At 45.3% G+C, this 24440-nt stretch carries 15 protein-coding genes and 1 tRNA gene; 4 read left to right on the top strand and 12 right to left on the bottom strand.

Features of this window, described 5'->3' with window-relative positions:
* Positions 1-105: 105 nt before the first annotated feature.
* The 3 genes from CWI76_RS02745 to fabA all read left to right on the top strand — a co-directional run bounded on the left by CWI76_RS02745 (position 106) and on the right by fabA (position 3568).
* Complete coding sequence (locus CWI76_RS02745) at positions 106-966, top strand: TraB/GumN family protein (protein WP_126758829.1); 861 nt, start codon at positions 106-108, stop codon at positions 964-966.
* 67 nt (positions 967-1033) lie between these two features.
* Entirely contained in the window at positions 1034-2947 is a 1914-nt protein-coding gene (locus tag CWI76_RS02740; RefSeq protein ID WP_126758828.1) for an AAA family ATPase, read from the top strand.
* A gap of 108 nt (positions 2948-3055) precedes the next feature.
* On the top strand, positions 3056-3568 hold the full coding sequence (fabA, locus tag CWI76_RS02735) for a 3-hydroxyacyl-[acyl-carrier-protein] dehydratase FabA (RefSeq protein ID WP_126758827.1): 513 nt from the start codon (positions 3056-3058) through the stop codon (positions 3566-3568).
* A 65-nt stretch (positions 3569-3633) separates the two neighbouring features.
* Here the strand turns inward: fabA and rmf are convergent, their stop codons facing one another.
* The 5 genes from rmf to rlmKL form a co-directional block, all read right to left on the bottom strand.
* Positions 3634-3807: a ribosome modulation factor gene (gene rmf, locus CWI76_RS02730; protein WP_126758826.1), complete on the bottom strand. Its 174-nt coding sequence runs from the start codon at positions 3805-3807 to the stop codon at positions 3634-3636.
* A 221-nt stretch (positions 3808-4028) separates the two neighbouring features.
* Entirely contained in the window at positions 4029-5777 is a 1749-nt protein-coding gene (locus CWI76_RS02725) for a DUF3466 family protein (protein WP_126758825.1), read from the bottom strand.
* A gap of 7 nt (positions 5778-5784) precedes the next feature.
* Positions 5785-7692 (bottom strand): ATP-binding cassette ATPase Uup, encoded by a 1908-nt coding sequence (gene uup / locus CWI76_RS02720; RefSeq protein WP_126758824.1) that lies wholly within the window; start codon positions 7690-7692, stop codon positions 5785-5787.
* The gene (locus tag CWI76_RS02715) at positions 7689-7925 is read right to left on the bottom strand and encodes a glutaredoxin family protein (protein WP_126758823.1); all 237 of its coding nucleotides are present in this window, start codon (positions 7923-7925) and stop codon (positions 7689-7691) included. The genes uup and CWI76_RS02715 overlap by 4 nt, the downstream gene beginning before the upstream one ends.
* Positions 7918-10065 (bottom strand): bifunctional 23S rRNA (guanine(2069)-N(7))-methyltransferase RlmK/23S rRNA (guanine(2445)-N(2))-methyltransferase RlmL, encoded by a 2148-nt coding sequence (rlmKL, locus tag CWI76_RS02710; RefSeq protein WP_126758822.1) that lies wholly within the window; start codon positions 10063-10065, stop codon positions 7918-7920. Before rlmKL ends, CWI76_RS02715 begins: the two co-directional genes overlap by 8 nt.
* 173 nt (positions 10066-10238) lie before the next feature.
* Here rlmKL and CWI76_RS02705 point away from each other — a divergent pair.
* Positions 10239-10315 (top strand) — tRNA-Met (locus tag CWI76_RS02705).
* Positions 10316-10440: 125 nt separating this feature from the next.
* Here the strand turns inward: CWI76_RS02705 and CWI76_RS02700 are convergent.
* The 7 genes from CWI76_RS02700 to CWI76_RS02670 form a co-directional block, all read right to left on the bottom strand.
* Positions 10441-12144 carry a 5'-nucleotidase C-terminal domain-containing protein gene (locus tag CWI76_RS02700; protein ID WP_198678548.1) on the bottom strand — a complete coding sequence of 568 codons (1704 nt, stop codon included), beginning with the start codon at positions 12142-12144 and terminating at the stop codon, positions 10441-10443.
* A gap of 42 nt (positions 12145-12186) precedes the next feature.
* A complete protein-coding gene (locus CWI76_RS02695; RefSeq protein WP_126758820.1) occupies positions 12187-12735 on the bottom strand; it encodes a cell division protein ZapC domain-containing protein in 549 nt (182 codons plus the stop codon).
* A gap of 60 nt (positions 12736-12795) precedes the next feature.
* The gene (locus CWI76_RS02690; RefSeq protein ID WP_126758819.1) at positions 12796-13803 is read right to left on the bottom strand and encodes a quinone-dependent dihydroorotate dehydrogenase; all 1008 of its coding nucleotides are present in this window, start codon (positions 13801-13803) and stop codon (positions 12796-12798) included.
* A gap of 1 nt (position 13804) precedes the next feature.
* On the bottom strand, positions 13805-18649 hold the full coding sequence (locus CWI76_RS02685) for an NAD-glutamate dehydrogenase (RefSeq protein WP_126758818.1): 4845 nt from the start codon (positions 18647-18649) through the stop codon (positions 13805-13807).
* 218 nt (positions 18650-18867) lie between these two features.
* Positions 18868-21489, bottom strand: coding sequence for an aminopeptidase N (gene pepN, locus CWI76_RS02680; protein WP_126758817.1), 2622 nt, complete (start codon positions 21487-21489; stop codon positions 18868-18870).
* 22 nt (positions 21490-21511) lie between these two features.
* The gene (gene nhaC, locus CWI76_RS02675) at positions 21512-22975 is read right to left on the bottom strand and encodes a Na+/H+ antiporter NhaC (RefSeq protein ID WP_126758816.1); all 1464 of its coding nucleotides are present in this window, start codon (positions 22973-22975) and stop codon (positions 21512-21514) included.
* Positions 22976-22997: 22 nt separating this feature from the next.
* Positions 22998-24383, bottom strand: a complete 1386-nt coding sequence (locus CWI76_RS02670) for a sodium-dependent transporter (protein WP_126758815.1) — start codon at positions 24381-24383, stop codon at positions 22998-23000.
* Positions 24384-24440: the final 57 nt, after the last annotated feature.

The raw sequence follows: 24440 nt of genomic DNA, 5'->3' as shown, positions 1-24440 counted from the left end.
TTAATAATGTCTCGATAGAGGTGGGTTTCGTATTCGAAATCTAAACCCTTTTCGTTATATTCTCGGCTATATTCGATAGCCACATCTAAAGCTGGAGCACGCGCGATGAACTATTTGTTTGGTTTGATATTTTTAATTGTCAGTTCATGCAGTTTTGCAAATGTGTTTTATAAGATTGAACATCCATCGCAACCGACAGCTTATTTGTTCGGAACGATGCATATGGTTTGTGATGCGGATGCCAGAATTCCTCATGAAGTCACTTCAGCTTTTGCAGATGCCAATCAACTTGTTGTTGAAATAGATTTAACCGATAGCGAACAACAACGTTATTTACAGCAAAATGTGTCGCAGCAACCAGCTGACTATTTAGCGAAATATTTGACGCGAGACCAACAAATCACCCTACAAGGTATTGTGGAGAATGATTTGGGTTATCCGTATCAGCAAATTAAAAACCTCCGTCCGATCTTTATTAACGCCCTATTTCTTCAACATTTCCTGAATTGTACGTCGCAGCCTTTACTCCTTGATGAAACGCTGACGCAGCAAGCTCAGGCCAGTTCAAAAGAAATTGTTGGATTGGAAACTGTGGCCGAACAATTCGCGTTATTCGACAGCATTCCGCTGCAAGAACAAGTAGAAGCTCTGTACGAAATGGCGGCGAACCCACAACAAAATCAAGATGAATTGAAGGCGTTACAAGCGGTTTATCTCGATGATAATGGTGAGAAACTGTATGAAGTTATGCGTGGCCAAGCCGATTTTGACAACTTTGAACAGGCATTTTTAAGCCAGCGTAATAAAAACTGGATAGCTGAATTACCGGACCTTATTGCTACGAAGCCGACATTTATTGCGGTTGGCGCGGGTCATTTGGGTGGTACGAATGGATTATTAAATTTATTACGCCAGCATGGATATAAAATCACCCCAATTCCAATTAATTTTATTCCCCCTCAATAGTGTGACAAGACATGGCGTCGGGCGCTCACAGTGGTATCATGGGCGCGATAGAAAGGAGATTACTTATATGCGCATTGTTGCCGCAGCACTACAACCAAAGATTGATGAATGGGCGAATCAGCGCCCTACGGCCACGTCACCGAGTGCACTCGTTGGCCAACAGCGGGCCTTATCGGCTCTACAACAAGCGTTAAGCATTGCCGGACGTTATGCCCATGGGTTTGTTGTAACACCCGCAGGTATGCGCACCTACGACGTTCTCAATGAAGTTGAATCGAAACAACAATGGCTTCATGCAAATAAGTTCGATTGGGTTTACGTTGCCAACCCTGAGTCAGCAAATGAACCATTGTGTGTCAACTTACCGTGTGGCAAAGCGAATGATTTTTTAGTGAAATTGTGGGAGCTGTTGCAAGCTGATGTATCAGTACGAGCGCCGTTGCGTGATTTCATTCTAGAAACCTTTCCGAGCGATCGGGTTGCCAAATACATTGAGCTAATAATTGATAGAACGTTCGATGATTTGCCTGGCTCTGAATTGGCAACGGTTATTGTATCTCATGATGAAAATGAACCCTTTATGTTGTGCGATCGGGTCACTGAAGCGAGCCTCTTCGGTAGTATTCGCTTACAGAGTGTTGAAGGTACTATTTCGTCAGATTTGCATCTAATAGAAGCCGGAGCGGTTTTAAAGGCTAACGGTGGCGTACTCGCCATTGATGCAGAAGAACTGCTGATTCAACCAGGGTTGTGGCGCAAATTAAAGTATATTTTACGCACCAGCGAGTTTCATTGGCCGCAGCCAGGCGACGCAAATATTGCGGCATACTATCAACCGGAACCTATTCCGGTTCATATCAAAGTGTTATTGCTTGGTGAGCGCGATATCTACGCGCAACTTCGTGAACTCGACCGCGATTTCGACAATTTATTTCCATATTTAGCTGATTTCTCGAGTCATTACTCACTGCAAAATGCGCCATTAGCCCCCTACTTTGATTATCTCAGTTATGTTGAGCGAGAGTCAGCGGTGTTGCCTTTGGCTGCAGACGCATATGCTGCACTATTTAAATTTGTGACGCGAATTACCGATTTTCAAACCGAACTATCACTCGACACCATTGCCATTATGCAGCTCATGCGCGAAGCCTGTGCAATTGCCCAAACTTCTGCAAGTAAAGAGATTTCGGCCAGTCATTTACAACAAGCGCTAAAACAACGTCACGATCGCGATGGTTATATTGCCGAGTTGAGTCGCCGTGCGATTCTAGAGGGACAGGTTTATATTGCTACCGAAGGCGAAGTTGTTGGACAAATTAATGGTTTGACGGTGATTACTGCTGGTGGTCACGAGTTTGGTGAGCCAACTCGTATAACTGCAACCGTTCATTATGGTGATGGCGACATTATCGATATTGATCGAAAATCCGAGCTTAGTGGCAGTATTCACACCAAGGGGGTCATGATTTTAAGTGCTTATATTGCCAACGTATTTGCTCGCAATGAAGCCATGGCACTGTCAGCGACAATCGTCTTCGAACAATCCTATCATGAAGTTGATGGCGACAGCGCCTCACTGGCTGAGCTTTGTTGCTTATTATCAGCACTTGCAGAAGCTCCTATTCAGCAAGGTTTGGCGATTACCGGCGCGGTTGATCAATTTGGACGTGTGCAAGCCATTGGTGCAGTGAACGAAAAAATTGAAGGTTACTTTGAATTATGCCGAACCCGCGGTCTAACCGCTAAGCAAGGGGTTATTATTCCCGCTGCTAATTTGAGTCAACTCAACCTTTCTGACGAAGTGATTCAAGCAGTGGCTGATAATAAATTTCATGTTTATGCCATTGAACACGTTGGTGAAGCGCTCGAATTATTGACACAAACTGAGCAAAAACAATTATATGCGCGCATTGAACAACGCTTAAACGAGCTTCAACAAATTGAGCGTGAAGTTCCGTGGTGGCGGCGTTGGTTCAACTGAAAATACTTGTCGGACTTGTTAAGCGTACACGTGTTCGCTAATCTAGCGCCTATCTGTCTCACTCGATAGGCGTTACATTTGTGAAACGCAACACTCAACAAGGTATTTATGAAACAATCTAGCTTTACTCGTGAAGAGCTACTTGCATGCGCTCGTGGCGAAATGTTTGGTCCAGGCAACAGCCAACTCCCCGCTCCTAACATGTTAATGATGGATCGTGTTGTCGAGATTACTGAAGACGGCGGCGCGTATGGTAAGGGTTTTATTCACGCTGAGTTGGATATTACACCTGATCTTTGGTTCTTCGATTGCCATTTCATTGGTGATCCAGTGATGCCAGGTTGCTTAGGCCTCGATGCCATGTGGCAGCTTACTGGTTTCTTCCTTGCCTGTCTTGGTGGCCCTGGTCGCGGGCGTGCGCTTGGTGTTGGCGAAGTGAAATTCACTGGTCAAATTTTACCGACTGCGAAAAAAGTCAGCTATTTCATTGATATGAAGCGTGTTTTGAAACGCTCTTTGTATATGGGAATTGCAGATGGTCGTGTTGAAGTTGATGGTAAAACTATTTACACCGCGAAAGATCTTAAAGTTGGGTTGTTCACCGATACCTCAACATTTTAACGAGCATTCAATGTTAAAAAGCCCGCTCTGCGGGCTTTTTTGTAATTTTTATTTGCCTTGGGGTGTTAGCGAAATAAACCGCCGCCTCGCGCTTCCATCGCATCGCGCCAACCGCCTAACCACTGGGACCGTATGTCTTGATTCTGGTAGGGACATAGTTCTTTTGAACGACCAGATACTCCGGCTTTAAAACCTTGTGCGTGCGCACGTTCTAGGCGATCGCGTTTTTGTCGTTTCATAATTCACTTCCTCGTCCAGTTTTTGTTCGTGTGACTTATTAAGAAGAGCGCCGAACATTTTCTCTGAGAGAGTTCTTTAATTTTTCATGACGCTCTATTTAATAGATAGCAATTCTGTACGGGAGTTCAAATTAAAAAAACGGCGTATTCCAGAGCGACTTTTTAAGTCGATGAAAACACGCCGTTTATTAATTATTGGCTACTTAGAATAACTTGTTTAGTTAGCTTTCAAATTTGCGTCTAAGTGTAATAAGACCGCCAATCAATAACATAGACAAAATACCCCATGGGGTTGTAACCGCACCTTGGCGTACGATTTTATCCTCATCACTTGTACAGCCAGTAAATTCCCCACTCTCAGGGTTTAGTATGAGTGTTTCGGCTACCTGCTCGCTTTTTACCTCACCATTTTCATCGGTATACTCGCGTTCTTTGGTTGCTGTTACCAAAATTTGGTTTTGTTCATTCACAGAATCGGCTGACACAATAAAATAATCCGAATCGCAACCAATCGCTTCGTTAAGGTTAATCAAACCCTGATCTGGATTATTTAAATCAAAGTAATAGCCAACTCGACGCCGTGCGGAATCAATTTGCGTATCAATTTCCGCGCTACCGACGATGATTCCTTGATCATTAATGGCATTCGGATAGGTCGCCGAACCAACAAACAAGGTTGGCAAGGTTGTGAAGGTATCATCGGCTACTGAATAAGTGAACGGAACAGCGCGACGTGTTCCTTGAATATTTTGTAACACATAGCCAATCGCAATATCGTCATCGTTGATATCGGTTGCTGCACCCCAGAAATAATCTTCGCTTGTTGTTACGGCGCGTGTTTCACCATCCACAAATATTGCTGGCATTTTAATACGACCACCAACTGCTGGTTCATCACCATAGTACGTCCAACTCTGACCAACAGCGATACCGTTATTATTTACCGCAAAAGCGTATGTAGACCAATGAAAGTCATCACCTTCTATACGCTCCATTAATGGTGCGTAAGTGGTTTCACTAATAACAGCGCCCTGCGCATCTAACTGCCATACAGTGGCATGCATATCGTATATAGAGCCATTAGTGGCTAGTTGTGAGCCGCGGTTTGATAAATTACTCGCGGTACCACTTTGATAAGAATGCCAAGCACTCCACATGCAGGTGTACGGTGTCGTCGAAGCCGATGTGCTTGACTCTAATTCTGCACAGGTTTCAAGACGTGATTGGGCTTGCGGTGTGACAGCGACACTTTGAAAACCAACGGCAACATTGTTTTCATTAATGTCGAATAATCCAGATTCGCCACCTAATGCGGTTTGTTCTGCAGGTTCAAGCAACTGATAATTTGTGCCATCGTACCATAACGCCCGGCTCGTAAATTCTCGCTGAGCATAGTTAATAGTTACTGGATCAGGCGTTTCACCGCCCTCTTCTGCCTCTGGCTGAAACGTATGTTCGAAGCGTGTATAAGGCGCCGACGCAATTCCTACGCGAACATTATTTTGATTGAGGCCTAAAAATTGATGGTCAGCCGAGTTTTGTTGACTTGATGAAGCATTACCGGCGCTATTTAATAACGCTGGTAACGAAGTGGATTGGCCGTCATAGTCACCGGCAAAATTAACGGCAATACGCAACGTTGAAAGCGAGCCGTTAATCCGATCATCAAGTCGTTGAACGAGAGCCAAGTACTGTTCATAGGTCAATTCATCGGTAGTCGGATCAAACTCGGTTGAAATACCTGCATCGGCTAACAACGCTTCACTAATTAAGTCGAAATCGAGTTCGGCCGCCAAAGGTATACGCATGTGTAAAGCGGCTAAGCCTTGATCATTTATCGCGACGCCGTAGGTGTTTTGAACCGAATCCGGCGTAGTAATTGGCTGAACGGTGTAGTTTTGCGCTGCAGCAGAAGCGCCAATTGAAGAGGCGATTGTTGCTACAAGTATCTGGGTTTTAAACTGTTTCATAGATGGCTTAACTGCTCTCTTGTTGTAAATTTTCTAATTCATCCCAGCGTTCTAACGCTGCCATAAGCTCATTCTCTAACTCACCTAAACGCTCTAGTACAGGCGCTGTGACGGTGTGTGGCTGATTATAAAAATCAGGGTTATTTGCTTGTTGCTCTAATTGTTCTTGTTCTTGTTCAAGCGCAGCAATACGTTCCGGCAACATATCTAATTCGCGTTGCAACTTGTAGGATAACTTTTTCTTTGGCTCAGCAGAAGCCCGAGGCTTCGAATCTGGCTTGTCTGACCGAGCTTCTATTGCTTTAGTTCCCTGCTTTTCTTTTAGATAATGATTAATTTCAGCGAAGCCACCAAAAATTTCGGTGATAACACCGTCGCCTTCGAATAAAAGCACACTGGTTGCCGTATTATCAACAAATTCTCGGTCGTGACTAACAAGAATCACCGTACCTTGATAATCAGCTACTATTTGTTCTAATAACTCTAACGTATCAATATCCAAATCATTGGTCGGTTCATCGAGAATCAGGAAGTTACTTGGCTGCAAAAATAGTCGAGCCAATAACGCCCGATTCCGCTCTCCGCCGGACAAGGCTTTCACGGGCGTGCGAGCTTGCTTGGGTGAGAATAAGAAGTCTTGTAAGTAGCTTAGTATGTGCCGTGTTTTACCGTTATAGGTGACATCTTGCTTGCCATCACCAATATTTTCGGCAACTGATAGATCCGGATTTAATTGTGCACGATGCTGATCAAAATAAGCGACTTCAAGATTAGTTCCACGCTTGACGGAGCCTGAGTCTACCTGTTGTTGGCCCAGTAATACTCGAATTAACGTACTTTTACCGCAGCCGTTTGGTCCAACTAACGCGAGCTTATCGCCACGCTGTAAGGTCAAATTAAAGTCTTTGAGGATGATCTTGCCGTCGAAACTAAGTTGTAAGTTCTCCCCTTCAAACACTAACTTACCAGAACGGTTGGCTTCTTGAACAGCAAGCTTGGCCGAACCTTGTTGCTCGCGTCGCGCTTGGCGTTCTTTTCGTAAGGCTTGAAGAGCTCTCACCCGCCCTTCATTGCGTGTACGGCGGGCTTTAATGCCTTGGCGGATCCACGCTTCTTCTTGGGCTAACTTTTTATCAAATTCAGCGTTTTGATTGGCTTCGATTTCTAAAAGCTCTTGTTTTGCCGTGAGATATTTATCGTAATTTCCTGGAAAGCTAGTCAAATTGCCGCGGTCGAGATCAATGATACGTGTGGCGAGATTACGAATAAAAGCACGATCGTGACTGATAAATAGCACCGCGCCACGAAACTCTTTCACCATTGATTCAAGCCAAGTGACCATCTCAACGTCCAAATGGTTGGTTGGTTCGTCAAGCAACAACAAATCGGGATTAACAACTAAAGCCCGTGCAAGTGCTACGCGCCTTAGCCAGCCGCCAGACAACGAATCCATGGTGGCATCTTCTGGAAGTTCAAGTTGGCTCAAAATACTTTCAATTCGTGATTGTAGTTGCCAGCCGTCAGCGGCCTCGATTGCAGTTTGTAGCGTTGCCATGCGTTGCAAAACAGCATCATTATCAGGCTGTTCATTTAGCTCAAGTACAGCGTGATGGTATTGCTGAAGCGTTGCCCCAATATCTGCTAGGCCTTCTGCCACATAGTCATAGACCGATTGCGGGGAATTTGCAGGAGGATCTTGTGGTAACCGAGCAACAACGGTATCACCAACAACCTGAACCTCGCCATCATCAAGTAATACTTCGCCGGCAATTACTTTTAATAATGTCGACTTACCGGCCCCATTACGACCGACAATACAAACACGTTCGCCTGATTCGATAACAAGATCCGCATGATCAAGAATCGGATCATTACCAAAGGCGAGCTGTGCTTGATGTAAACGAACTAAATTCATGTCGTTAAAAAATCCTCTAGCGGTTGCTGAAACGGCCAACGCAACTCGGCGTCATCATGCGCACGAATTAATACTGGAATTAACCAGGCATATTCTTCTTGAAGGTCTGGCTGTTCGCTTATATCAACGATATGCAACCGAATTGGCTGTTCTGGCTGTGCTTGATGCAATAGTTTTAATGCTTCATCGCAAAGTGGACAATTCGGTTTCGTTAATAAGTAAAAATCAGTCACTTTGGCGAACCTTGAATAAATAATGGATGCCCTTGTGACGTGCAAAATCTGGTGAAATCGAGCGTTGTGTTAAGTCTTCAACAACTAAATAGGCTTCCGCTAACAACTCTTCATCTAACTTAAAGCGACGTTTGTTATTTGAAAATAAAATCACGCCGTTATCTTTCAATAAACGAGCCGCTAACTTAAGTAGCATCACGTGGTCGCGCTGAATGTCGAGAACATCTTCCATGCGCTTTGAATTCGAAAATGTTGGTGGATCTAAGAAGATAACATCGTAACGCTGCTGCGGGCGCTGTTCGCGTAACCACTGCATGCAGTCGGCTTGAATGAATTGGTATTGTCGACCAAATAACTTGTTTAGCGTGAAGTTGCGCTGCCCCCATGCTAAATATGTCTTTGATAAATCGACAGAAACAACTTCTTTAGCACCACCAAGCGCGGCATGAACAGATGCCGAGCACGTATACGCGAAAAGATTTAAGACCGACTTGTCCTCGCTGATTTTACCGAGCTCTCGTCGAGCCCACCGATGGTCGAGGAATAAGCCAGTATCCAAATAATCACTTAAATTCACCTCAAACTGAGCATTGTACTCGTGCACAATGCGCACTAAACCTCGAGGTTCTTGTTTTTGATACTGTTGCTTGCCGGACTGCTTCTGACGAACCTTTAACGTCATATGTTCTGCCGAAAAAGGTAGTTCTTGAGCCAATGTGTCAATCAAATACCATAAGCGATCTTTGGCTACCGCCTCCGGGATGTCTTTAGGCGCCGCATACTCTTGAATCACTAAACAATCATCATAAACGTCGACAGCCGCGTTGTACTCAGGAAGGTCAGCATCATATAGGCGCCAAGCGTTAACCCCTTCTTTTGCCGCCCATTTTTCTAATTTTTGCCAGTTTTTCTTAAGCCGGTTAGCTAGATCACTTGATTGCGTTTGAGTAAACTCTGGTTGCTCTTGTGTTAAGTCATATAGGGCTAAAGTGGTCTCGATTGCACCATTAAATAGCTTATATTTTCGGTTACTACGCAATTTCATACGTTTAAGAAGGGTATCGTCACCTGCAAGTACCCCAACCTGCCAACCATGGAAATGTTCGCGCAACTGCGCGCCGAAACGACGATATAACAGCAGTGTTTCAATCTCTTCGCCTAAACGCTCGCCGTATGGCGGGTTACAGATAAGTAACGGCGTTTCACCCGGCATTTCAGATAGCTCACTCGGTGCGGTCACTTGCTCAGCATTCATTCGCTGCCATTCACATAAGTTTGCGATTCCGAGTCGCGTTGCGTTTTGCTCAGCAATGGCGAGCATCTTCGCGTCATTGTCATAACCAATAAACCGTGCATCAGCCTGAGCTAAAGCCGAATCGAAACGCTGTTGCGCATCAGCACGAATTTGTTGCCAGATGGTCTCGTCATGCTTAGCGCAGCGCTGGAAGCCCCACTCTGTGCGAGTTAAACCTGGAGCGCGATCAAGACGAATCATTGCGGCCTCTAGCAACAAAGTTCCCGAGCCACAGAATGGGTCGAACACGAGATTCGTTTTATTCGTCATACCACTACGCAGAACAACCGCAGCCGCGAGTGTTTCTCTTAATGGCGCGCTACCTTGTTGTTGGCGATAGCCTCGTTTGTGAAGGCTCTCGCCCGCCAAATCGAGATACCAAGTTAATTTTTCTTTTTGAATGTGCGCGTTGATGCGAATATCTGGTAATTCTTTCGATACATTTGGTCGCGGCAATCCTTGCTCACGAAATCGGTCGACGATACCGTCTTTTATCAGCTGCGCGCCGAATTGGGTGTGACGAATTTCGTGATTACGCCCACTAAAATCAATAATAAAGGTTTGATCCGCTCTGAATATGTTTTCCCACTCTGTTTGCGCAACAGCTACTGGAATATCCTTCGCATTCTTAATAAAGGTTTCGCCAAGCGTTAATAGCACGCGGTTCGCAAGGCGAGTCCAGAGACAAACACGATAAGCATCAGCAAGCTCACCCTGAAACCAACAGCCGCCAGCAGTTTGCCGAACTTCAGAAACGCCAAGTTGGGTTAATTCATCAAATAAAAGAGGTTCAAGACCTTTGGCGCAAGTTGCGAATAAACGAAATGAAGTTGACTGTGTGGTCATGGATGCATCTAAGTTATGTAACATGGCGCTATTATAGCGAACTCACAGCCATGTGTATTGCGTGAATTGCTGGTTTATTGGGCGGTTGAACGTGAATCGTCTATTTAATAAGCGAACGGTTCAATCAGTGCTTGCGTTTACCTAGAGCAAGCTATAACATGCGCAGCATCGGACGCGGGGTGGAGCAGTCTGGTAGCTCGTCGGGCTCATAACCCGAAGGTCGTAGGTTCAAATCCTGCCCCCGCAACCAATTTCCTGAATACCTAAAAAACGTTAATCGTTATTAGTTATTCGTGAAACCAAAAACAAACCTAAAATCCCCTTCTGTTTTACTTCGAATAACCAACAACGAATAACGAATAACGAACAACGCTCTCAGTTCTTATCGATCTTCCAGTTTTGGTGGAGAGTGGCTGGATATCCCTCATCTCCCAACGAACGCAAATACTCAATCAATATATGCTGTATTTGATCAGGGCTACTATAAATAATTTGGCTACCATCTAAACCCGCAATGTCACCACCACCATTGGCACGATAGTTATTCGTCACCACCGCGTATTTTTGTTCATTTATGATCTCGGGTAAGGTTTGAACCCGCTTTCCTATTGGTTGGCTTGGGTCAATTTGGTAGTTAATTCCGCTAAATGTGTCGAATTGATAAGATGGGACGTCTGTGTTTATCCAAGACCAGCGATCTTCGGTAGTACCTAACTGCAATGCTGACGCGGCATCTTCAAACCAAGCCTTCAGCGTCGCTCCCGTCACGACGACAACATCTAAGGTATTTGGGTAGCGGTATAAATCGCCGATATCGCCGAGTGTCACCGCTCCTGCCTCAATTGAGGTGAAGTCATCTGATGCCGAAAGCGCGGCGTTAAACGGCGCGACCGCACTTAATCGAGGTAATTCTGTCCATGATTGCGCATTGGCTTGTGCGTAGCGATCAATATACCAAAGTTGTGCATCATGAATCAGCTGCATTGCCAAGGTTGGTTCAATGCGTGCCAATTGTTGGCTCAACGTTGCTTGTGAGTGCCCAATAGGCTGCTGCATAAACGCTAACGTCGCTTGGTGTGCAGGTTTTAGTTGATTAACGAGTAACTCGTCGCGCGAAGAAGTCACGCGTTCAACTTTGGCTGATTTCGATTGAACTTCCCAGCGCTTAAGTTGTTCGGAGTAATTGACGACAAAATTAATAATACCAAGGTGTTCTCCATGTACACCGGGTTGTACCGCGGGAATACCAAATACTGTGCCGTTTTTGCTATCAACTTGATCTAAGCCGTCGTAAACATCAGTTCCTGGAAATACTTCATGTTGGTGACCAAATATAATGCCATCGATTCCATCTATCTGGGCAAGTTCCCACACCCCCTGCTCGCTATCACCACCTTCACTGGTATGTTTCGGCATGCCTGTATGAGCCACTAGAATGACAATGTCAGCACCGTCATTCCGAGCTGCCTTAACAGCGCGCCGTGCTGCATCATACATTGGTTCGACGCTGACATGGTTGGTTAAATGATGAGTATCCCATTGCATAATTTGTGGTGGGAGCACACCAACCAAGCCAATATTTATTGTGTTCGTCGACGACGCATTTGGAACTGAACTGTTGGTCACAGTTTTTGGAATAATCACATAGGGCTTATGACGCAAATGTTGCTTGGCAAAGGATGAATTTGAATGCAGGTTAGCACTTAAAATAGGAGCTGAAACGCCGGCGTAGGCACGGGATAAATATTCAAGACCGTAATTGAATTCATGGTTTCCAAGGTTAACCGCATCATATCCCATGCTATTCAGCAAGCTGGCCAAGGGTAACTGCTCCTGCATTTTGGCCGCTGCAACCATGTAATCAGTGAATGGTGAGCCTTGAATTAAATCGCCATTTTCAATCAACACACTGATATCGGCAGAAGCTCTTGCTTGCTCGATTAATACTGCGGTGTGCGCTAAACCTTTGGCTTCAGGCTGCTGCGAAAAATAATTAAAACCCGTGAAGTGGCCATGAACATCACTGGTAGCCAGTATTCGAAGTGTTATTGATTCAGCATTTACAGCGGTACTGGCCATACAACAAATCCCAGCAACTAAATAGCGATACCACATGGCTAATTAGGCTTGTCGCAATGTTTCGGTGGTTGATTTAGATTGATTAAATGCCGGTTGAAGACGATTCGGCATTACTTTAATCACATCAAACTGTCGTAGCGATTTAATATCTGAAAGCGGAAACAGTTCAGCCAATACCATACATTCAACAAACTCACCTTCAATTGAACAGACCGCGCAAAGAACATCGGCTAAACCTGAGTTTAGGCGCACTAACAAGCCAACTTCTGGCTCATGGTCGAGCGCAACTTCAGCGGTTTGAAAATACCAACTTTGTGGCATTTGCGGACGCCCATAGCGTTGATAGATGGTGTGATTAAGAGCTGCTTCAAACATAACGTTAGGCGATAAACGTTGCGAAGCTTCAAGTGCATCGTAAAAACTTTGAAAAGTCGCTGCATCTTCCATCGAAAATGCAGCATTCATAGCGTGCAGCGGCACCAATCGCGAGGCTTTGTAAGGGGCGATATGAATCAGCCCTTGTTCAAGCTCAATTTGCAATTGTTGCTGGTCAGGATCGTAGACCCATCGCCATTGCGAAGTTGCGTGCACCCTATTTCCTTTTTTATTACGTTGTTAGATAACAAATAAAATATCGAAATACGGTGTTATTTACAAGGCATTCACAACATCGCGAATTAAACGCGGACCATGATAGATAAAACCGGTATAAATTTGCACTAAGCTTGCCCCCGCTTGCAGCTTTTCCTGCGCGGCTTGAGCACTATCAATACCACCAACCGCTATGATTGGTAGCTTCCCGTGAGCATGCTTCGCGATAACTTTAACGACATGTGTACTCACATCAAAAAGAACGCGTCCGCTTAAACCACCCGCTTCATCTGCATGAGGCAATCCGGCAACGGCATCGCGACTTAATGTGGTATTGGTCGCAATCACGGCATCAATTTCGTGTTGAACAAGTGCATCGGTGATGGCGCGAATACCATCATCGGTTAAATCTGGTGCTATTTTTACCGCAATAGGGACATATCTATCATGTTGCTTCGCAAGCTGCTGTTGTTCTTCTTTTAAAGCAGCAAGAAGTACATGCAAAGCGCTACCGTGCTGAAACTCACGCAATCCAGGCGTGTTTGGCGATGAGATATTCACGGTGATATAGCTAGCAAGCGCATAAACCTTGCGCATGCAGTGCAAATAGTCCTGTACCGCTTCGGCTTCCGGAGTGTCTTTATTTTTTCCGATGTTAATACCTAGCACACCTTGGTAACGAGCCAATTGCACTTGCTCTACAAGGTGATCGACGCCAAGGTTATTAAAGCCCATTCGATTGATGATTGCTTCTTTTTCAACAATACGGAATAAGCGAGGCTTCGGATTTCCAGGCTGCGGACGTGGTGTGACGGTGCCAACTTCAATAAAACCAAATCCCATTTGCGCAAATGCATCAATGCACTCGGCATTTTTATCCAAGCCAGCTGCTAAGCCGACTGGATTTGGAAAGTTAATTCCCATCACGGTGACCGGTTTGGCATGAACACGTTGTCGCCATGCCAACGAAAGCGGCGTGTGAGCAAAGCGTTTTAGCATACCTAAGGTGAGGTCGTGTGACTGTTCAGCATCTTTGCTGAACAGCCACTTGCGCATCAATCCGTACATGTTATGCGCTAACCGAAGTGCAATTGTGGTTCAACAACATCAACTCACGCAATGCAACAGAAAACTTGGCAAACTCGTGTGTCTTCGTTGTACGGAAATCAGAAAGCATGACTAACCAACGGTCTACAAACACCTTGTTGTCCGACAACCAAGACTCAACAATTTCGTCTGCATCTTTCTTCGCGTCTGCGGCTTTCAGCATGCTCATGGTTAATGAACGTTGTTGCCAATCCAATTCCTCACGAAATGCTGCGCGAGCCAGCGCTTGCCAATGGTTATCAACTGGCTGGCTGTTAATTTGATCTAAGAACCAGTGCAGTGATACGCGCGAGCCAAGTTTGAAGTAAGCTTGTGCGACGGTACTGACTTTGCGTCCAGTTTCATTGGTAATGTCAGCGATATCCAACGCTGAGAACAAGGTACTTAGCGTACCGATGTTATGTGCCAATTTCGCTGGAACCCCTTGCGCTTGCAGCTTGTCGATTTGTTTTTCGATTTGTGCACGCTCATCGTCAACCAAGTAATTCAGAACATTTTTACGCAAGTCATCAAAACTCGCTTTGTAAAAGTCCAAATGCTCTTGGATTGTCGTTAAATTCGGGTTGCGGTGACGCAAGAACCAGCGGGTAGCGCGACGAACTACGCGACGTAACTGGAACAACATATTGTTTTGAACATCGGCAGGAATCTTATTGTTTCCTGCTTCGATTTGCTCCATTAAACCACGCAAATCAAAACATTCGCGGGCAACAACATAGGCTGAGGCAACTTCAGCTTCGGTCGAGCCGGTTGCGTCAACTTTGCGATAGACAAAGTTAGGCCCCATGTCGTTCACAATATTGTTGGCTAAGCGTGTCGCAATAATCTGTGCGCGCAACGGGTGGTTTTCCATTGCTTCAGCGTACTTCTCTTGCAATGGTTTCGGGAACGCATTGATAAGCGAGCGAGCATGGAAAGGATCCGACATGATCGCATCGTCCAGCAATTGTTCTTTTAGAACCATTTTGCCGTAAGCCGTAATCACAGCAAGTTCTGGGCGAGTAAAGCCTTTACCTTGCGCTTGACGTTCTGCTAATTCATCGTCATCTGGCAAAAATTCAAGAGCACGGTTCAACTGCCCTTCACGCTCGAGGTGATGAATAAAGCGTTGTAGTTCTTTAATCTGATCTGAACCACGAATGGCCGTAACAGAAATAGACTGTGATTGACGGAAACAATCTTTAATCACGATCTGCGACACTTCATCTGTCATGTCATAGAGCAACTGATCGCGCTGTTTACGCGTTAAGTCACCGTTTGCTACTAAACCGTTCAGCAAAATCTTGATGTTTACTTCGTTATCCGAACAGTCAACACCACCCACGTTGTCGATAGCATCGGTGTTTATACGACCGCCATTGCGAGCGTATTCAATACGACCTAGTTGAGTGAAACCTAAGTTACCGCCCTCGCCGACAATTTTCGCGCGTAATTCTTTACCATTGACGCGCAAAGCATCGTTGGCGCGGTCACCCACATCGCTATCACTTTCTTTTACTGATTTAACGTAGGTACCGATACCACCATTCCATAGCAAATCGACGTTTAGCGTGAGTAACGCTTTGATCAATTCATTTGGGGTAAACGATTTCTTCTGAGTGTTAAATAGCTTTTTCATCTCAGGAGAAAGCTCAATTGCTTTCGCGCTGCGAGAGAAAATACCGCCACCTTCAGAAATCAATGATTTATCGAAATCTTCCCACGATGAACGAGGCAATTTAAACATCCGCTCGCGCTCAGCGTAGGTTTTTTCAGCATTCGGATTCGGATCCACAAAAATATGCATGTGGTTGAATGCACCAATGAGACGCGTATGCTTTGACAACAGCATGCCGTTACCAAATACGTCGCCAGCCATGTCACCAATACCCACCGCGGTAAAATCAGTGGTTTGACAGTCGATACCAATTTCACGGAAATGACGCTTCACGGATTCCCAAGCACCACGTGCTGTGATCCCCATCTTCTTATGGTCATAACCAACTGAACCACCAGACGCGAAGGCATCACCCAACCAGAAGTTGTACTCGGCAGAAATGCCGTTGGCGATGTCTGAAAACGTTGCGGTACCTTTGTCGGCTGCAACAACCAAATAAGTATCGTCTTCATCATGGCGTACAACGTCTTTTGGTGGAACGACTTCACCGTTGACGATGTTGTCAGTAATATCAAGCAATGCGCGAATAAACGTGCGGTAGCACGCTTTGCCTTCTTCAAAGAACGCTTCGCGCTCTTCCGGCAAATGTTTGCAGAAGAAACCACCCTTCGCACCAACTGGCACAATCACGGTGTTTTTCACTTGTTGTGCTTTTACCAAGCCCAAAACTTCGGTGCGGAAGTCTTCGCGGCGATCTGACCAACGCAAACCACCACGCGCAACTTTACCACCACGCAAGTGCACACCTTCAACCCGAGGCGAATACACGAAAATCTCGTATTTAGGTAATGGCAACGGCATTTCTGGAATCATCTCAGGCATGAACTTCACTGAAATGTATGGTTTTTCTTGCCCTTCAGCATCACCCTGGAAGAAGTTGGTGCGCAGTGCAGCCAAAATCAATTCAACATAACGGCGAATGATACGATCGTCATCGAGGTTTGCGACGTTCTCTAATTCAGAACTGATACGCGCTTCCAACGCCTCGATTTTCTTGTTCCGGCTCTTCTCTTTCGGGTCAAATTTCGAGTAGAACAATTTAACAATTAACTTCGCAATCAACGGATATTTGCTGAACGTGCTTTCAATATAAGACTGACTGAACGTTGTACCGATTTGACGCATGTATTTAGCGAACATACGCAAGATAACAACTTGGCGTCCGGTTAAACCAGCGCTTAATACCAAGCGGTTAAAGCCATCGTCCTCGTAGTGACCATCCCAAACTTGCGCAAAGGCGTTTTGGAAAACGTCACGGCTTGCTTCTAAATCTAACTTCGCGTTGCTGTGAAGCATTTGGAAATCAAGAATCCAAAATACACCGCCATCGGAAGTTTTAATTTGATACGGACTTTCACCGATAATGCGCAAACCAAAGTTTTCCAACATTGGTAGAACATCAGATAAGTGAATCGGCTCGTCTTTATGGAATAACTTTAAACGGATCTTTTTGCTGGTTTCGTTCTCTTCACGTGAACGATAAAACAGCATGCCCAATTTATGATCGTCATCAAGGGCTTCAACTTGCGCAATATCGGCAATCGCTACCGATGGAAGCACATCTTCTTTATAGGCACGCGGAAAGGCGTTAGCGTATTTTTTGTTTAAGGCGTTCGCTTTTGCTTCGCCAAATGTACTACTTAGAATGCGCTCAAAGTTATCTTCCCAAGTACGCGCCGCTTCAATAAGATTCTGTTCAAGTTCTTTCACGTCAATGTCCTGTACGTGTGCGCCAAGGCGAACGGTGTAATGCGTTCGAGCCAGCGATGATTCTGAAAAATAGGTAGTAAAATCGACTTCGCTTTCACTCGCGAAAGTACGCGCAAGAATTTGCTGTGTTTTTTGGCGTAATAACGTGTTGTAACGCTCTTTCGGTACGTAAACCATGCATGAAGCAAAGCGTCCAAAAATATCGCGGCGCACGAATACGCGGGTCATATCACGCTCTTGCATTTGCAAAACGCCAAGCCCTACTTCAAGCAAGTCATCTTCAGGCGCCTGAACAATTTCATCGCGCGGATAAGTTTCTAGAATATTTAATAGTGCTTTTGCCGCATGCGAGTTTGGCGCAAAGCCTGACGCTTCCATAACACGGCGGATCTTATCCCCTACCATTGGTACGTCGCGGGCACTATTGTTGTAGAAGCTACTTGAGTACAAACCGATGAATCGATCTTCACCAATCACTTTGCCGTTTTTATCAAAGCGCTTTACGCCAATGTAATCACAATAAGCAGGACGATGAACACGTGACTTGGTATTTGTTTTCGTCAGTAACAAAATATTCTCGTCAAACGTCATATCTCGCGCTACTTCTGGTAGCGATGATACTAAACGGTCTTTATTGGTTGCGCTTTTACGCATTAAACCAAGGCTTGATTCAACGTTTTGACGAATGACGTAGTCGCCTTCAACCGGCTTCAAGTCGTAACGACGATAGCCCATCAAGGTGAAGTTATCTTGCGCCAACCAAGCGAGAAAACGTTGCGCTTCTTTTAGCTGTTGCTGATCACCTGGATACTTGATGTCACTTAAGCTCTCAGCTATTTCGCTAAGACGCTCGCGCATGGGTAACCAGTCAGAAACCGATAAATTAATCTCATCCATCACCGAAGCCAGTTCTTTTTTCAATGTCGTAATGGCTTCTTTGCTGGTTTGACGGTCTACTTCAATCAAAAATACGGTGTCAACTTCGTTATCGTCATTGCGCGTACCAGCTTTTAATAACTCAACAATGTTATTATCCGCATCGCGTTTATGACTTATTGGTAAATGCAATAATAAATGTGAGGTGATTCCGAGACGTGACAGCGCCATACGAATCGAATCCACCATGAATGGACTATCGGATTGAATAATCTCGATAATGGTGTGGGCAGACTCCCAGCCATGCCGTGCTACTTCAGGATTATAAATTTTGATGAGGGCTTTCTCACCAGGAATATAATCATTGAAGCTATGCCATAAGCCCATCACCGCACCATACATGTCGCTGTCGTTGCGCAGCGAGAGATCATCCGGTGAGATATTGCGGAATAACCTCATCGCAAAATCGGAGATCAAATCGGCTCGACTGGTGGCTCGCTGCTGAATGAGATCAGCCACCTTCTGCAGTACAACGGGGATCTGGCCTTCGCCAAACGCATTCATGATGGTGTCCTTTTTACGTGATAGATATAACGAAGCGGCAACAATTACTTGGCGTAACTATCACCCAACGAAATAATTGCTATCATTGTCGGACATTTAGGTTGGTTATTCAATGCTTATTGTCATGAAAAAATCAGTGTTCAGACCACGAAATTCGGGGTCTGAACATGATTATGACGATGCTTTGCATGTTTATTACAAAAGCACTTCGGAATCGCTTAATTCGAGCCCAAACTTTGACTGATTTTTTCGTCTAAATCCGCTGCCAAATTTGGTAATTTTTGTAGCTTTTCTAGTTCAACTTTCAGCAACTGCTGGCGTTGTTGGTCAAATCGCCGCCACTGTGTCAGTGGCGTGACCAATCGCGCAGCAACCTGCGGGTTTTTGTCATTTAAATATTGAATCATTTCGCTGGTCATTTTATACCCTGCGCCGTCGATTCGATGAAACTGAGTCATATTGCGACCAAAGGTAGCAAACAATGCATATTGACGATTGGGATTATTGCGATCGAACTTCGCATGATGTTGCAACGAATTGACTGTTTCAACAACAGAGGCGTCCGGAGTACTCGCTTGAATAGCAAACCATTTATCTAGAACCAGTGGTGTATCCAGCCACTGCTGTTCAAATGCATCGAGTAACTCTCGTTTACAAGCAAGTTTCAGGTGAACAGCTATTTGTAACGCACTCTGTTGAGCCGTCATATTGTCCGCTTGCTTAAAGTAGTTCGCTACAACCGAGCTATATTGTTCAGGTAGCTGCAATGCAAGATAGTACAACGCGGTGTGCAACCAACTGCGATTCGCAATATCATCACCCGTCAATTTATACGTCGTCACCACTCGTGTATCCCAAACTTTGGCAAAGACCTTAAGGAGCTTCGCTGCAAGTTGTTGGCGCAATTCGTAGACCGCACCAAAAATCGCATCAATCGGGATTTCAGTTGGGTAATATTCAGCGATTTCCTCGACGGTTGGCGGAGTGAAAACGAGTGCCTTAAGTGCCGGATCAATATCTGCTTGAGCGAATTGCCTAAACGCTTCAGCAACCGACTCTGGAAGTATTAACGGTTGTTTTTGTTCAACCGCATCGCGAATCAGTTTTACGTAAATATGCTGCGCGGCTTCCCATCGAGTAACATCTTGTTCAGCGTGAGCCAATAACACAAGACTATCCGCAAAAATCTGCTCGGCATCAAGCTTCACTGGCGCACTAAAATTCTCCATCAGAGCAACGACTGGTCGCTCAGGAATGTCTCGAATTTCAAGCGTTTGGTATTCAGATGTCAATTCGAACAACGAACTACCGGATTCGTGGTCTCGCAGATTTTTGTTGACCAATGTCAGGCGTTTACCAGATTGCGAATAAGCACTAAGTAACACCGGAATATGTACTGGCAGTTTGGATGTTTGTCCCGGCGTTGCTGGCGTCATTTGCGAGAACTTTAAAGTTAATGTTTGCGCCTGCTCATTATAATCCTGCGTAACAGTTACTGTTGGGGTGCCAGCTTGGCTATACCAGCGTTTGAATACGTCTAAATTGAACTTATTTGCGTCAGCCATTGCTGCCACGAAATCGTCACAGGTAACAGCTTGCCCGTCATGACGTTCAACGTATAGCCTCATACCTGCCTGAAAGCCTTGTTCGCCCAGCAAGGTATGCAACATTCGAATTACTTCAGCCCCTTTATTATAGACAGTGACAGTATAGAAATTATTCATTTCTACTACCTTGTCAGGGCGAATAGGATGAGCCATCGGGCTGGCATCCTCGTTGAACTGATGGGTGCGTATAATGCGAATCGCATCGATACGATTCACAGCGCGCGAGCCCAAATCAGAGCTGAATTCTTGATCACGGAAAACCGTTAACCCTTCTTTTAAACTCAACTGGAACCAATCTCGGCAAGTAATTCGATTCCCAGTCCAGTTATGGAAGTACTCATGCCCTATTACCGATTCAACGTTCAAGAAATCTTGATCGGTTGCGGTTCTCGCATCTGCAAGTACATAGCGTGAGTTGAAAACGTTAAGGCCTTTATTTTCCATGGCGCCCATATTAAAGAAATCGACCGCGACAATCATATATATGTCAAGATCGTATTCTAATCCAAAACGTTCCTCGTCCCAGCGCATTGAATTTTTGAGCGAGGTCATTGCGAACTCGGCTTGCTTAAGATTGCCTTTGTCGACAAATAACTCAAGTCGCACTTCGCGCCCACTGCAAGTTGTGTAGTTGTCAGTAAGAACGTCAAAATCACCAGCAACTAATGCAAACAAATAAGCAGGTTTTGGATGCGGATCATGCCACGTTACCCAGTGCGTACCATCGTTATTATCACCTTGTTTAATGTTATTGCCGTTACTCAACAAATAAGGGTAACGTTGTTTATTAGCAATAATGGTAGTGGTGAATTCAGCCAACACGTCGGGACGATCTAGATAATAGGTGATGCGGCGAAACCCTTCAGCCTCACATTGCGTGCAAAAAGCCCCGCCCGACTTATATAGCCCCTCTAATGCGGTATTGGCTAACGGGTTAATCATGTTCGTTATAACGAGTTCAAATGGCGTTGCTGGCACTTGAATGATTTCAAGGTGCTTGTCGGTAATACGATAAGCGTCTGGTGAGAGCAATTCGCCGTTGAGTTCAAGCTGCTGTAAAGTTAAATGCTCACCGTGAAGACGCAATGACGGTTGCGCTTGTTGTGGCACAACCAACATTCGGTTGGTAACTATCGTGCGTTCTTCATCAAGTTGAAAAGTTAAATCAATACGCGGAATAAGAAATTCCGGAGCGCGATAATCGCTCCGGAACTTTGCTGTTGATGCTGTCATAACTACCTATAAACCGATTAATTTAAGCGGTGGCTTTTGCTGGTGGTAAACGCAGAATTCGAATGCCCGTGTAGGCATAAAATAATGCCATAAGCGGTGTTATCCAGTTAAAGAATGCGAACGGTGCATAAATCCAAGGACTAACACCCAATGCGCCCATCATGAAGGCACCACAGGTATTCCATGGAATTAATGCCGAAGTGAGTGTCGCACTATCTTCTAGTGTGCGTGATAACACACGCGGGTCAAGCCCGCGACGTTCGTATTCTTCACGGTACATGCGCCCTGGCAGAACAATCGCCATATATTGGTCAGCGGTTAATACATTAGCACCAAAACACGTGAATAACGTTGCGGCAATAAGGCTACCTAGCGACTTCACGTAACCAAGCAAACCTGCAATTAAACGCTGTAACAAGCCCAGTTTTTCCATAATAGCGCCAAAGGTCATGGCACTTAGAATCAACCAAACCGTGTTCAACATGCTAGACATCCCGCCACCACTAAGTAGGTCATCGAGGTCTGCTGAACCCGTTTCAATTGTCACACCGTCGCTCAGAGCGGTCCACACTACTTTTATGGTGCCCACCATTGAGGTATCGCCGCCAGCCAGCTTGCTAACCATTTCAGGCTGAAAAATCAGCGCCCAAACGCCGCCCAGCAATGCACCGAAAAATACCGTAGGAAGCGCTGGCTTGCGTGTTGCTGCCAAATACAGCAATACCAGCAGCGGTACTAACATCACCCAACCAATATTGAAGGTGTTACGTAGCTCCAATTGCATTCTTTCAAGTTCCAACAAGCTCACTGAGCTTTCAGCGTTAAAACCTAATAACACAAAGATAATTAGCGTAATAATGAATGCCGGACCCGCGGTGTATGCCATATAACGAATATGTGCAAATAATTCAGTACCAGCGACGGCCGGCGCTAAGTTCGTGGTATCGCTTAATGGTGACATTTTATCGCCAAAATAAGCACCTGAAACCACCGCACCAGCTGTAATTGCCGGTGATAAGTCCATTCCAGCAGCGACGCCCATTAGCGCCACACCGATGGTCGCCGCAGTTGTCCATGAACTACCAATGGCCAGCGAAATAATGGCACAAATTAAAGCAGTTGCCGCATAAAACCAGCTTGGGTTTAGCAGTTCCAGACCAAAGTAGATCATGCTAGGTACGGTACCGGCTAATAGCCACGTACCGATGAGAGAACCTACGGCTAGAATAATCAATAACGCGCCGAGCGCTACTGAAATCCCCTCTTTAATGCCATCCTCAATTTGTTCCCAACTTACCTTGTTATAGAAGCCTATAGCGAGCGCTACACCAGCAGCTACCCACAGCGCTATCTGATTTGGGCCATAAGAAGAATCTTCACCATAGAAATAAACCGAGAGCGCTAACATGACTATCAACGCTAAAAGCGGTATTGCTGCTTGCAATATGGTTGGAGTACGCAGCCCCACCTTTGTTGTATTTTGCATAAATATTCTCTAAACCCAGAAATTAAAACTGAATAATACCGATCAGTTGCAGAAAAATCAGAATAATTGCTATCGGCGCCAAATAGCGCACGATGAAGTGCCAAATTTTAAATGCTATTGGCTGCGTATCGAGCTCATCTTGGCTGTAACTTGTCTTCATCACCCAACCCGCAAAAATAGCGAGCAATAAACCACCTAACGGCAGCAGGATGTTTGACGTTGCGTAATCAATCACGTCAAACCAGCTTTTCAGCGATTTTTCTTCGCTAATTTGCCAGTTTAATTGTGTCCACTCTGCACCGCTGAAACTATAGATAGTAATCTGACCTAATAGCCATAATATGAAACCGGCTCCCATAGTTGCCGTCCAACGACCTAAATTGAAACGCTCTTCCAAAAAGGCAACGGCTGATTCAATCATCGCTATGGCGGAAGTAAATGCCGCAATGACGAGCATGATGAAGAATACGGTACCCAAAGCGGTGCCACCCGGCATTTGGCTAAATGCAACAGGTAAAGTTTGGAATATAAGCCCAGGCCCAGCTTCCGGTGCTAACTGACTGCCAAAAACGATAGGGAAAATAGCCAAACCAGCAAGCAAGGCAACAAACGTATCAGCTAGCGCAACCCACAACGATGTTTGAATAATCGAGGTCGACTTGGACAAGTAAGCGCCGTACATTATTACCACGCCAGAGGCTAAGCCGAGAGAAAAGAAAGCATGCCCGAGAGCTAACATCACGCCATTAATTGATAATTCTGAAAAATCAGGCGCGAACATGAACTCAATAGCTGCACCGAAATCACCGATATACGCTGCATAGCTAGCAAGCCCAATCAGCAACAGTACCATTGCTGGCAGCATCCAGGATACCGCGCGCTCAAGTCCGTCTTTAATGCCATTACCAACAACGAATACTACGCCGACAATAATCGTCGCATGCCAAAATGTAAGTTGCGCTGACGAACTCACTAACCCGTCGAAAATATCACTAATTTCGGCGACGCTGGCACCTGCAAAGGCGCCACTTCCAGCTTCAAATACGTAAGCCAGTGCCCAACCGGCAATTACCGCATAAAAGCTTAGTACCAAAAAGCCCGTAGCCATGCCCATCCAGCCGGTAATTTGCCACGCTTTACTACGACCGGATTCTTGTGCAACTTTTCGTGCTGCATAACCTGGGCTGTGCCTGCCGCGGCGACCAATTACAATCTCGGCAATCATGATTGGTAAGCCAATACCGGCGATACAAAGCAGATAAACAAGCACAAACGCCCCACCGCCATTCTCTCCTGTAATATAAGGAAACTTCCAAATATTACCGAGACCGACGGCGGCAGCTGTTGAGGCCAGAATAAAAAGTAAACGACTCGACCAGCGATTCGCAATAGAAGGAGACTCATGCATGACTGTTGTTGTCCGTATTTTATTATCGTTATTATTTTTTATAAAAAAGCCGCATAT

This window comes from Pseudidiomarina marina, from assembly GCF_003987045.1.
Classification (GTDB): domain Bacteria; phylum Pseudomonadota; class Gammaproteobacteria; order Enterobacterales; family Alteromonadaceae; genus Pseudidiomarina; species Pseudidiomarina marina.
The sequence above is the reverse complement of the archived record's forward strand: the minus strand, read 5'-3'. Positions and strand labels throughout refer to the sequence as shown.

Coding starts and splice junctions, on each gene's coding strand:
- CWI76_RS02745 (WP_126758829.1), top strand. CDS start 106: ATGAACTATTTGTTTGGTTTGATATTTTTAATTGTCAGTTCATGCAGT.
- CWI76_RS02740 (WP_126758828.1), top strand. CDS start 1,034: ATGCGCATTGTTGCCGCAGCACTACAACCAAAGATTGATGAATGGGCG.
- fabA (WP_126758827.1), top strand. CDS start 3,056: ATGAAACAATCTAGCTTTACTCGTGAAGAGCTACTTGCATGCGCTCGT.
- rmf (WP_126758826.1), bottom strand. CDS start 3,807: ATGAAACGACAAAAACGCGATCGCCTAGAACGTGCGCACGCACAAGGT.
- CWI76_RS02725 (WP_126758825.1), bottom strand. CDS start 5,777: ATGAAACAGTTTAAAACCCAGATACTTGTAGCAACAATCGCCTCTTCA.
- uup (WP_126758824.1), bottom strand. CDS start 7,692: ATGAATTTAGTTCGTTTACATCAAGCACAGCTCGCCTTTGGTAATGAT.
- rlmKL (WP_126758822.1), bottom strand. CDS start 10,065: ATGACCACACAGTCAACTTCATTTCGTTTATTCGCAACTTGCGCCAAA.
- CWI76_RS02700 (WP_198678548.1), bottom strand. CDS start 12,144: ATGGCCAGTACCGCTGTAAATGCTGAATCAATAACACTTCGAATACTG.
- CWI76_RS02690 (WP_126758819.1), bottom strand. CDS start 13,803: ATGTACGGATTGATGCGCAAGTGGCTGTTCAGCAAAGATGCTGAACAG.
- CWI76_RS02685 (WP_126758818.1), bottom strand. CDS start 18,649: ATGAATGCGTTTGGCGAAGGCCAGATCCCCGTTGTACTGCAGAAGGTG.
- pepN (WP_126758817.1), bottom strand. CDS start 21,489: ATGACAGCATCAACAGCAAAGTTCCGGAGCGATTATCGCGCTCCGGAA.
- nhaC (WP_126758816.1), bottom strand. CDS start 22,975: ATGCAAAATACAACAAAGGTGGGGCTGCGTACTCCAACCATATTGCAA.
- CWI76_RS02670 (WP_126758815.1), bottom strand. CDS start 24,383: ATGCATGAGTCTCCTTCTATTGCGAATCGCTGGTCGAGTCGTTTACTT.